11 protein-coding genes are annotated in these 9,895 nt (G+C 69.4%); 8 read left to right on the top strand and 3 right to left on the bottom strand.

Annotated features, from left to right (window positions below; translation table 11 throughout):
- The first annotated feature begins 190 nt into the window (after positions 1–190).
- Positions 191–1,666 carry an inorganic phosphate transporter gene (locus AOZ49_RS14480; RefSeq protein ID WP_054476050.1) on the top strand — a complete coding sequence of 492 codons (1,476 nt, stop codon included), beginning with the start codon at positions 191–193 and terminating at the stop codon, positions 1,664–1,666.
- A 99-nt stretch (positions 1,667–1,765) separates the two neighbouring features.
- Positions 1,766–2,416 carry a DsbA family protein gene (locus AOZ49_RS14475; protein WP_054476048.1) on the top strand — a complete coding sequence of 217 codons (651 nt, stop codon included), beginning with the start codon at positions 1,766–1,768 and terminating at the stop codon, positions 2,414–2,416.
- On the opposite strand, the gene AOZ49_RS14470 is transcribed toward AOZ49_RS14475, so the two are convergent.
- The 3 genes from AOZ49_RS14470 to AOZ49_RS14460 are packed head-to-tail and all read right to left on the bottom strand — an operon-like array spanning position 2,417 to position 4,307.
- Positions 2,417–3,031: a glutathione S-transferase family protein gene (locus tag AOZ49_RS14470; RefSeq protein ID WP_054476046.1), complete on the bottom strand. Its 615-nt coding sequence runs from the start codon at positions 3,029–3,031 to the stop codon at positions 2,417–2,419.
- A gap of 11 nt (positions 3,032–3,042) precedes the next feature.
- Entirely contained in the window at positions 3,043–3,357 is a 315-nt protein-coding gene (locus AOZ49_RS14465; RefSeq protein ID WP_006390848.1) for a chaperone modulator CbpM, read from the bottom strand.
- Between the two features lie 2 nt (positions 3,358–3,359).
- Positions 3,360–4,307, bottom strand: coding sequence for a DnaJ C-terminal domain-containing protein (locus tag AOZ49_RS14460; RefSeq protein ID WP_054476044.1), 948 nt, complete (start codon positions 4,305–4,307; stop codon positions 3,360–3,362).
- 189 nt (positions 4,308–4,496) lie between these two features.
- Between AOZ49_RS14460 and AOZ49_RS14455 the strand changes: the two genes are divergently transcribed.
- The 6 genes from AOZ49_RS14455 to AOZ49_RS14430 form a co-directional block, all read left to right on the top strand.
- The gene (locus AOZ49_RS14455; RefSeq protein WP_054428529.1) at positions 4,497–4,982 is read left to right on the top strand and encodes a GNAT family N-acetyltransferase; all 486 of its coding nucleotides are present in this window, start codon (positions 4,497–4,499) and stop codon (positions 4,980–4,982) included.
- Positions 4,983–5,027: 45 nt separating this feature from the next.
- Entirely contained in the window at positions 5,028–5,357 is a 330-nt protein-coding gene (locus tag AOZ49_RS14450; RefSeq protein WP_006390851.1) for a DHCW motif cupin fold protein, read from the top strand.
- 85 nt (positions 5,358–5,442) lie between these two features.
- Positions 5,443–6,078 (top strand): glutathione transferase, encoded by a 636-nt coding sequence (yfcF, locus tag AOZ49_RS14445; RefSeq protein ID WP_006390852.1) that lies wholly within the window; start codon positions 5,443–5,445, stop codon positions 6,076–6,078.
- Positions 6,079–6,098: 20 nt separating this feature from the next.
- Positions 6,099–6,500 (top strand): VOC family protein, encoded by a 402-nt coding sequence (locus AOZ49_RS14440; protein ID WP_054428531.1) that lies wholly within the window; start codon positions 6,099–6,101, stop codon positions 6,498–6,500.
- 183 nt (positions 6,501–6,683) lie between these two features.
- Positions 6,684–9,095, top strand: a complete 2,412-nt coding sequence (locus tag AOZ49_RS14435) for a DUF3141 domain-containing protein (protein ID WP_054476042.1) — start codon at positions 6,684–6,686, stop codon at positions 9,093–9,095.
- Positions 9,092–9,895 (top strand): phosphate acetyltransferase (locus AOZ49_RS14430; protein ID WP_054476040.1); only part of this gene is annotated, 804 nt, incomplete at its 3' end. The genes AOZ49_RS14435 and AOZ49_RS14430, both read left to right, overlap by 4 nt.

The following is a 9,895-nucleotide window of genomic DNA, read 5'->3' as shown; positions in this document are numbered from 1 at the left end:
GGCCGACACCTCGGCCAACCTGGGCAAGCCGCTGGAAATCGAGTTCCAGTACCAGAAGTTCTGAGGAGGCGGCCGGGGCGGCGCTGCTCCGGCCGGCGGCCATGGCGGACGGCAAAAGTTGTCTGACGCAACCAGGGACAGGTCACAAATCTGTAATAATCTGGCCTCCGCCGGATCCTCCCCCGCCTCCATGTCCACCCTCTTTCACGGCCTCGACCTCTGGGTTGGCCTCAGCCTTGCATTGGCCCTGACGTTCGTCCTGGCCTTCGAATTCATCAATGGCTTCCACGACACGGCGAACGCCGTCGCGACGGTCATCTACACCAAGGCCATGCCGCCGCATCTGGCGGTGGTGCTTTCCGGCATCTTCAACTTCCTCGGCGTGCTGCTCGGCGGCGTGGGCGTGGCCTACGCCATCGTCCACCTGCTGCCGGTGGAGCTGCTGATCAACGTCGATACCGGACGCGGGCTGGCCATGGTGTTCGCCATGCTGGCCGCGGCCATCGCCTGGAACCTGGGCACCTGGTATTTCGGCATTCCGGCCTCCAGCTCGCACACGCTGATCGGCTCGATCCTGGGCGTGGGCCTGGCCAACGCGCTGATCACCGACCTGCCGCTGGCCGAGGGCGTGAACTGGGGCAAGGCGATCGACATCGGCGCCTCGCTGGTGGTGTCGCCGGTGGCCGGCTTCCTGGTCGCGGGCGGCCTGCTGCTGGCGCTCAAGCGCTGGCTGCCGCTGTCGAAGATGCACAAGACGCCCGAGCAGCGCCGCGCCATCGACAACAAGAAGCACCCGCCGTTCTGGAATCGCCTGGTGCTGGTGCTGTCGGCCATGGGCGTGAGCTTCGTGCATGGCTCGAACGACGGCCAGAAAGGCATCGGCCTGATCATGCTGGTGCTGATCGGCATCGTGCCGGCCAACTTCGTGCTGGACACCAACAGCACCACCTACCAGATCGAGCGCACGCGCGACGCGGCCACCCACCTGAGCGCGTTCTACCAGCGCAACGAAGCCATGCTGGGCGACTTCCTGGCGCTCAAGCGCGCCGGCTCGGCCTCGGACCTGCCGCGCACCTTCCGCTGCGATCCCGAACTGACCCTGCCCACCATCGACGCGCTGCAGGCCGACCTGCACGGCGTCAGCAACTACGCCGACCTGTCGGCGGCCAAGCGCATCGACGTGCGCCGCTACCTGCTGTGCCTGGACGACACCGCCAAGAAGGTGGCCCGCATCGAAGGCCTGCCGGCGCGCGAGCGCACCGACCTGCAGCGCCTGCGCGCCGACCTGACCGCCACCACCGAATACGCGCCTTTCTGGGTGATCGTGGCGGTGGCGCTGGCGCTGGGCGCCGGCACCATGGTCGGCTGGCGCCGCGTGGTGCTGACGGTGGGCGAGAAGATCGGCAAGCAGGGCATGACCTACGCGCAGGGCATGTCGGCGCAGCTGACCGCGGTCGGCGCCATCGGCCTGGCCAACGTCTTCAGCCTGCCGGTGTCCACCACCCACGTGCTGTCGTCCGGCGTGGCCGGCACCATGATCGCCAACAAGAGCGGCCTGCAGGGCGGCACGGTGCGCAACATCCTGCTGGCCTGGATCCTGACCCTGCCCGCCTCGATGCTGCTGGCGGCCGGCCTGTTCTGGATCGGCGTGCAGATCGCGGGCTGACGCCCCCGCGCCGGCCGTGCATCATCTGCACGGCCGGCGCAACACTGTGGCTACCGCGCCGGGCTATTTCCGGCGCGCACACGCCTCTACCATGGCGCCATGGCTACCTCTTCCCTTCCCATCCTGCATTACATCTACGACCCGCTGTGCGGCTGGTGCTACGGCGCCGCGCCGCTGGTGCAGGCCGCCCGCGGCATCGACGGCCTGTCCATCGCGCTGCACGGCGGCGGCATGATGACCGGCGGCAACCGCCAGCCGGTCACCGAGGCGTTGCGCCGCTACGTCATGCCGCACGATGAACGCATTGCCGGCCTGACCGGCCAGGTGTTCGGCCCGGAGTATGTCGACGGCCTGCTGCGCGACCGCGGCGCGGTGTTCGATTCGGCTCCGCCCACCACCGCGATCCTGGCCGCCCAGGCCCTGGACGGACGCGGCCTGGACATGCTGCAACGGTTGCAGCGCGCCCACTACGTCGAGGGCCGGCGCATCGCCGATCCCGCCGAACTGCGCCGCCTGGCCGAGGAGATCGGCCTGGACGGCGCGGCCTTCCAGGCCGCGTATGACGCCACCGCCGGCGAAGCCACCGACCGCCACTTCGCGCAAAGCCGCGCGCTGCTGGAGCAGTTGCGCGGCTCGGGCTTCCCGACGCTGGCGCTGGAGCGCGACGGCGCCTGCGAATTGCTGGAACCCGCCCGCTTCCTGGGCCGCCCGTCGCAATGGCAGGCGGACCTGCGCGAACGCCTCAGGTAATCAGGACTCGCCGATGTCGCCGTCGCGCTGCAGCGCGCGGTGCATCGACGGACGCGCCGCCAGCCGCTCGGCATAGGCCGAGAACACCGGGTTCTCCGGGATCACCTTGACCTGCATCATGAATTGCAGCGAGCCGCCCAGCACGATGTCGACCGCGCTGAAATGCTCGCCCAGGAAAAACGGGCGGGACTGCAGCACGCGGGTCAGGACCTGCTCGACCTCGTCGGCCGAGCCCCAGCCCATCGTGCCGTCCTGGTGCGGCGTCTTGAAGGCGCGCTCGGTCATGGCCGGCTCGAACACGCCAGTGGAATACGACAGCCAGGTCAGATAGGGGCCGCGCTGCGGGTCGCCCACGACGGGGCCCAGGCCGGCCTCGGGATAAAGGTCGGTCAGGTACAGCGCGATGGCCGGGGTCTCGAACACCGGCACGCCATCGTGCACCAGCGCCGGCACCTTGCCGTGCGGGTGGATGTCGATGTAGTCGGGCGCGATATGGCCGGATCCGTCGCGGCGGCGGATCGACACCATCTCGGTGTCGTAGGGCACGCCCAGTTCTTCCAGCAGCCAGAGAATCCGGAAGGAACGCGAGCGCGGCGCGTGATAGAGGGTCAGCATGGTCTGTCTCCTTATTCGTCGGCGCCCAGCGCGCGCAGTTGCGCCTTCAGGCGGCGGACTTCCTGGCTCAGGTCCAGGATCAGCGCCACGGCGTCGAGGCCGGCGCCGAAATCACGCTCCAGGCGGCGCGCGTCCAGGGCGCGTTGCAGGTCCAGGCTGTAGAAACGCCATTCCGCCGGGCGCGGGCCGCTGGCGTCGACGATGCCGACCTCGACCAGTTGCACCACCCAGTCGACCTCGGCGCCGCAGGCGCGGGCCAGGTCGTCGGCACTGAGCGGTTGCGATTTGCCCACCACGGTGGCGCTGCTGATGACGACTTTCTTCATGATCAGACCCCCAGGTGGCGCCGCGGATTGAACGGCAGGTCTTGCTGCATCTTGCGATAGGCCGCCTTGGCCGCGTCGCTGTCGGCCGGCGGCAGCGCCAGCTCCAGCACCAGGTACAGGTCACCGGGTGGATCGCCCGGGATGCCGCGGCCGCGCAGCCGCAGCTTGCGGCCGTTGCCGGACCCGGCCGGCACCGAGACCTCGACCGTGCCGCCCGGCGTGGGGGCGTTGACCTGGGCGCCCAGCGCGGCTTCCCAGGGCGCCACCGGCAGCGTCATGTACAGGTCGCGGCCCTCGGCGCGGTAGCGCGCATGGGGCTTGAAACGGACCTCCAGGTACAGGTCGCCGTTCTCGCCGCCGCCGTAGCCCGGCATGCCCTGCCCGGCCAGGCGGATGAACTGGCCCTCGCGCACGCCCGGCGGGATCCGCACGCTGAGCGTGCGCGTCTGCACCTGCGGGCGGCCCTGGTCGTCGACCGTCATGGAGCGCAGGCTGATGTCGCGGGTGGCGCCTTGCAGCGCGTCCTCGAGATCGACCTCGATGGCCGCGTGGTGGTCGTCGCCGCGGGCGCGGAATTCCTGCTCGCGCCCCGCGCCCTGCGCGTGGCGGCCGCGGCCGCCGAACAGCGACGAGAAGAACTCGCTGAACTGCGCCTCCTCGCCGGGGGCGGCGCCGCGATGGAACTCGAACCCTTCGTCCCAGCCGGGCGGCGGCTGGAAGCCACCCCCGGGCGAGACGCCGGCGGCAAGGTTGTCGTAGGCCTCGCGCTTTTCCTTGTCGCGCAGCACGTCGTAGGCTTCGTTGACGTCGCGCATGCGGGCCTCGGCGTCGCTTTCCTTGCTGACGTCGGGGTGGTATTTGCGGGCGAGTTTGCGGTAGGAGCGCCGGATGTGGTCTTCGGAGGCGCCGCGCTCCACCCCAAGAATGCTGTAGTAGTCCTTGAACTCCATTTTCCAGCCCATGGTGAGGGTTGCAGCCAAAGGCGGCGGCTCGCGCCGGATTCGGCCCTGAACAGAAAGAAGATAGGGGCTCTGGCGCGATTTTTCAATGCGCTTCGACCCGTCGCGCCGCTTCGCGCATAATTGACGGTCGCGCCACCCGCCGCCACAGGCGGGGCCGCCCATGAACAGGAACCGATCGTGCTGGAAATCATCGACGTCGACTTCAACAACCCGGAACACGGCCAGCAGGTGCTGGCCATGCTCAACGAATACGCCAGCGGCCCCATGGGCGGCAGCACGCCCCTGCCCGAGTACGCGCAGCGCAACCTGATCGCGGAACTGGCCAGGCGGCCCACGGCGCGCGCCCTGCTGGCGCGGGTCGACGGCGCCGCGGCCGGCGTGGCCATCTACCTCGAGGGCTTCTCGACCTTCGCCTGCCGCCCGCTGGTGAACCTGCACGACCTGGCGGTGTCGCCCCGGTTCCAGGGCCAGGGCGTGGGCAAGCAGCTGCTGGCCGCGCTGGAAGACCGCGCCCGCCGGCTCGACTGCTGCAAGATCACGCTGGAAGTGCTGGAAGGCAACGACGTGGCCCAGGGCCTGTACCGCAAGCTCGGCTACGAGGGCTATTCGCTCGACGAGGACACCGGCCGCGCCATGTTCTGGCAGAAGAAACTGGCCGCCTGAGCCCTCCGCTTTTTCGCGGCGCGCCGCCCCCAAGGAAAAACCACCATGAAGATGAGCAATATCCCCTTCGGCACCACCGACTGGTCCGAGGTCGAACCCACCGAGCATCCCGGCGACACCGGCAAGGCCTACTGGCGCACCCGCCAGTTCGGCGACCTGCGCGTGCGCATGGTCGAATACACGCCCGGCTACCTGGCCGATCACTGGTGCAGCAAGGGCCACATCCTGTTCTGCCTGGAAGGCGAGCTGCACACCGAGCTGGAAGACGGCCGCACCTTCGTGCTGACCCCCGGCATGAGCTACCAGGTGGCCGACCAGGCCGAGCCGCACCGCTCGTCCACCGCCGTCGGCGCCAAGCTCTTCATCGTCGACTGACGCATCGGCGCGACACGCGAAACTTCAATTGCGTTACGCTCTGCGTCATAGTCCCCTTTTATCCACCGCCTGACCGGAGATGCACTTGGGCGCCCCGTTTACGCTGTTCGTCGATTCCCAGTTCCTCAGCCCCTACGCCATGTCGGCCTATGTGGCGCTGACCGAGAAACAGCTGCCGTTCGAGGTCCGCATGATCGACCTCGACGCCGGCGAACAGCGCATGCAGCCGTACCAATGCCGCGCCCTGACCGCGCGCGTGCCGGCCCTGACCCACGGCGACTTCAACCTGACCGAGTCCACCGCGATCGCGGAGTACCTGGAAGACCTGCATCCGGCGCCCGCCTGCACCGCGCTCTATCCGGCTCAGCCGCGCGAGCGCGCCCGCGCCCGCCAGCTGCAGGCCTGGCTGCGCAGCGACCTGGGCGCGCTGCGCCAGGAACGCCCGACCGAGACGGTCTTCTACGACCGGGCCGGCGAACCGCTGTCGGACGCCGGCCATTCGGCCGCGGCCAAGCTGATCCACGTGGCCGGCGCGCTGATCGGCGCGGGCCAGTCGACCCTGTTCGATGAATGGTGCCTGGCCGACCTGGACCTGGCGGTGGCGCTGCGCCGCCTGTGGCTGGACGGCCTGCCCGATCCGCTGCGCGACTATGCCGAGACCCAGTGGCAGCGCCCCTCGGTGCGCAAATGGCTGGAGCACAACGCGGCGGCCCGCGCCTGATTCCCGCCCCCGGAGCCGCCATGCAATTGCTGGATCACGTCTCCATCAGCGTCGCCGGACTCGACAGCGCCCGGCCGTTCTACGATGCCGTCATGGCGGCCCTGGGCGCGGCCAAGGTCTACGACCACGCCGACGCCCTGGGCTATGGCGAACGCTGCCGCCCCGGCGATGCCGGCCATACCTACCTGAGCGTCCAGGCCGATCCCGCGGCGTCGCCGACACCGCCGGCGCGCCGCCACTGGTGCTTCAAGGCCGCCGACCGCGCCGCCGTGGATGCGTTCCACGCCGCCGGACTGGCCCACGGCGGAAGCGACCAGGGCGCCCCGGGGCTGCGGCCGCACTACCATCCGCATTACTACGCCGCCTTTCTGTCGGACCCGTCCGGTAACCGCATCGAAGCCGTGTGCCACCACGCCCCATGAATCACGGCGCGGGCGCGGCATCAAGCAGGGACGGATAGTTCCGGGCGTTTGACTTGCATCAACCGTCCCCATGTTGCGATGCAACATCCATTCAGGTGTAATGGGGGGGTCAAGTCAGCTGGTTCCACTTGGAGAACCGGTCCGGTAGCACCCGCTGCCGGGTGCTACCTATAGGAGATCGCCATGGCCGGATCCGGCAACGATCGCGTCCCCGCCCCGTCCTTCAACCCCTGGACGGCCGCCTATGAATATGCCGTGGACGCCTGGCAGCGCGGCGTGCTGTACGCCGACGTCATGCGCCAGCGCGGCAACCAGTACCACGACCACATGGCCAAGCGGGCCCCGAACGTGCTCAGCATGGAGTACGAATTCGTGCTGGACGGCCGCGAGCTGCCGCGCCCGGTCAATTACGGCCTGCTGCGCATCAAGCCGCCGGAAGGCGTGACGGTCGACCCGATCAAGCGCCCCTTCCTGGTGGTCGATCCGCGCGCCGGCCATGGCCCCGGCATCGGCGGCTTCAAGCCCGAGAGCGAGATCGGCGTGGCGGTGCGCGCCGGCCATCCCTGCTATTTCGCCACCTTCCTGCCGCAGCCGGTGCCGACCCAGACCGTCGAAGACGTGATGAAGGCCGAGGCGCACTTCCTGGAAGAGATCATCGCCCGCCACCCCGACGCCGAGGGCAAGCCGGTGGTGGTGGCCAACTGCCAGGCCGGCTGGCAGATCATGATGACCGCCGCCGTGCGCCCGGAACTGTTCGGGCCCATCATCATCGCCGGCGCGCCGCTGTCCTACTGGGCCGGCTGGCGCGGCATGAACCCGATGCGCTACGCCGGCGGCCTGCTCGGCGGCAGCTGGCTCACCGCCCTGACCAGCGACCTGGGCGACGGCAAATTCGACGGCGCCTGGCTGGTGCAGAACTTCGAGAACCTCAACCCCGCCAACACGCTCTGGTCCAAGCAGTACAACCTGTACGCCAAGGTCGACACCGAGGCCGACCGCTACCTGAGCTTCGAGAAATGGTGGGGCGGCCACGTCTTCCTGAACGGGCCGGAAATCCAGTACATCGTCGACAACCTGTTCGTCGGCAACCGCCTGTCGACCGCCGGGCTGGTCACCTCCGACGGCATCCGCATCGACCTGCGCAACATCCGCTCGCCGATCGTGGTGTTCTGCTCCAAGGGCGACAACATCACCCCGCCGCCGCAGGCGCTGGGCTGGATCCCCGACCTGTACCAGGACGACGCCGAGGTGCTGGCGCACGACCAGACCATCGTCTACGCCGTGCATGAAAGCATCGGCCACCTGGGCATCTTCGTGTCCGGCAGCGTGGCGCGCAAGGAGCACCAGGAATTCACTTCCAACATCGACATGATCGATGTGCTGCCGCCGGGCATCTACCAGGCCGAGATCGCCGACAAGACGCCGGACACGCCCAACGCCGACCTGGCCTATGGCAAGTACGTGCTGTCGTTCGAGCAGCGCAACATGGACGACGTGCGCGCCATCGTCGACCGCAAGGAAGACGACGACCGCCGCTTCGCGGCCGTGGCCCGCATCTCCGACATCAACCTGGGCATCTATCGCAGCTTCGTGCAGCCCTGGGTGCGCGCCCTGGTGACGCCGCAGTCGGCCGAATGGAGCCAGCGCCTGCACCCGCTGCGCCTGCCCTACGAACTGGTGTCCGACCGCAACCCGCTGATCGCCCCGGTCGCCCAGGTGGCCGAACAGGTGCGCGAGCATCGCCAGCCGGTGGCGCCGGACAATCCGTTCCTGCTGGCCCAGGAGATGTTCTCGAAGCTGGTCGAGACCAGCCTGAACATCTTCCAGGAACTGCGCGACTCGGCCGACGAGCGCACCTTCATGGGCGTCTACGGTTCGCCGCTGATGCAGGATCTGGCCGGCCTGGGCGGCAAGGACGGCCAGCCGCGCCGCCACCCCGGCGTGTCGCCGGAACACCGCCGCTTCATGGAAGAGCGCGCCGCCGAACTGCGTTCGCTGCTGCAGGAAGGCGGCCTGCGCGTCGCGGCCATCCGCATGCTGCTGTACGTGGCCGGCGCCGAGGGCGGCCTGGACGAGCGCAGCTTCGCGCTGATCCGCAAAATGCGCGCCGAGGCCGGCAACGCCATGACGCTGCAGGAATTCAAGGACATCACCCGCGACCAGGCCATGATGATGCGGCTGGACTCGGCGGCCGTGCTGCAGACCATGCCCAAGCTGCTGGAAGGCTCGTCGCCGGCCGCCATCCGCGAGGCGCTGGAGAGCATGAAGCACGTGCTGGAAGCCGCCGAGCCGCTGAACCCGGCCGCGCGCGCCAGCCTGGCCGAGATGGAACGGATCTTCGAGACGGCGGCGCGCGCCGCGACCGCGAAACGGGAGCCGTCGGCCCCGACCCGGCCCGCCGTCCGCAAACCGGCAGCCGCAAAACGCGATGCCGCGCCGGCCGAATCCGCGACGCCCGCCGCCCGTCCGCGCCGCGCCGCCACGGCGGCCAGCGCCAAGTCCACGCCGCAAGCCGCGGTCAAGGCCGCCGCCCGCAAGCAAGCCGCGCCCGTGCGCGTCCGCAAACCCGCCACCGCCAAGGCCAAACCGGAATGAGTCTGCCCACCTCCACGCACTACGACAAGCTCATCGCGCGCGCCCAGACCCTGGCGCCCGCCGCCTGCGCCATCGCCCATCCTTGCGACGAGCCGTCGCTGTCGGCCGCGCTGGAAGCGCGCGACCTGGGCTTGCTGCGTCCCATCCTGGTGGGGCCGGAACTCAAGATCCGCGACACGGCCGCGCAGTACAAGCTGAACCTGGGCGACGCCCGCATCGTCGATGCGCCACACAGCCACGCCGCGGCCGAGACCGCCGTGGCGCTGGTGCGCGGCGGCGAGGCCTCGCTGCTGATGAAGGGCAGCCTGCACACCGACGAGCTGATGCACGAAGTGGTGGCGCGCGCCACCGGGCTGCGCAGCGGCCGCCGCATCAGCCATGTGTTCATCATGGAAGTGCCGACCTACGCCGAGCCGCTGTTCATCACCGACGCGGCCATCAACATCTTCCCGGACCTGGAAACCAAGGCCGACATCATCCGCAACGTGATCGACCTGCACCACGGCCTGGGCCTGGGCGAGCCGCGCGTGGCGATCCTGTCGGCGGTGGAGCAGGTGACGCCCAGCATCCCCAGCACCATCGAGGCCGCCGCGCTGTGCAAGATGGCCGACCGCGGCCAGATCGCCGGCGGCGTGCTGGACGGCCCGCTGGCGCTGGACAACGCCATCAGCCCCGACGCGGCCCGCATCAAGGGCATCCGCTCGCTGGTGGCGGGCGTGGCCCAGGTGCTGGTGGTGCCCGACCTGGAAGCCGGCAACATGCTGGCCAAGAACCTGACGTTCCTGGCCAACGCCGAAGCC

The organism is Achromobacter sp. 2789STDY5608615 (genome assembly GCF_001298995.1).
GTDB lineage: Bacteria > Pseudomonadota > Gammaproteobacteria > Burkholderiales > Burkholderiaceae_B > Achromobacter > Achromobacter insuavis.
The sequence above is the reverse complement of the archived record's forward strand: the minus strand, read 5'-3'. Positions and strand labels throughout refer to the sequence as shown.

Excerpts from the sequence above, each read along its gene's own strand:
- AOZ49_RS14480 (WP_054476050.1), top strand. The coding sequence starts at position 191 with ATGTCCACCCTCTTTCACGGCCTCGACCTCTGGGTTGGCCTCAGCCTT.
- AOZ49_RS14475 (WP_054476048.1), top strand. The coding sequence starts at position 1,766 with ATGGCTACCTCTTCCCTTCCCATCCTGCATTACATCTACGACCCGCTG.
- AOZ49_RS14470 (WP_054476046.1), bottom strand. The coding sequence starts at position 3,031 with ATGCTGACCCTCTATCACGCGCCGCGCTCGCGTTCCTTCCGGATTCTC.
- AOZ49_RS14465 (WP_006390848.1), bottom strand. The coding sequence starts at position 3,357 with ATGAAGAAAGTCGTCATCAGCAGCGCCACCGTGGTGGGCAAATCGCAA.
- AOZ49_RS14460 (WP_054476044.1), bottom strand. The coding sequence starts at position 4,307 with ATGGAGTTCAAGGACTACTACAGCATTCTTGGGGTGGAGCGCGGCGCC.
- AOZ49_RS14450 (WP_006390851.1), top strand. The coding sequence starts at position 5,028 with ATGAAGATGAGCAATATCCCCTTCGGCACCACCGACTGGTCCGAGGTC.
- AOZ49_RS14440 (WP_054428531.1), top strand. The coding sequence starts at position 6,099 with ATGCAATTGCTGGATCACGTCTCCATCAGCGTCGCCGGACTCGACAGC.
- AOZ49_RS14435 (WP_054476042.1), top strand. The coding sequence starts at position 6,684 with ATGGCCGGATCCGGCAACGATCGCGTCCCCGCCCCGTCCTTCAACCCC.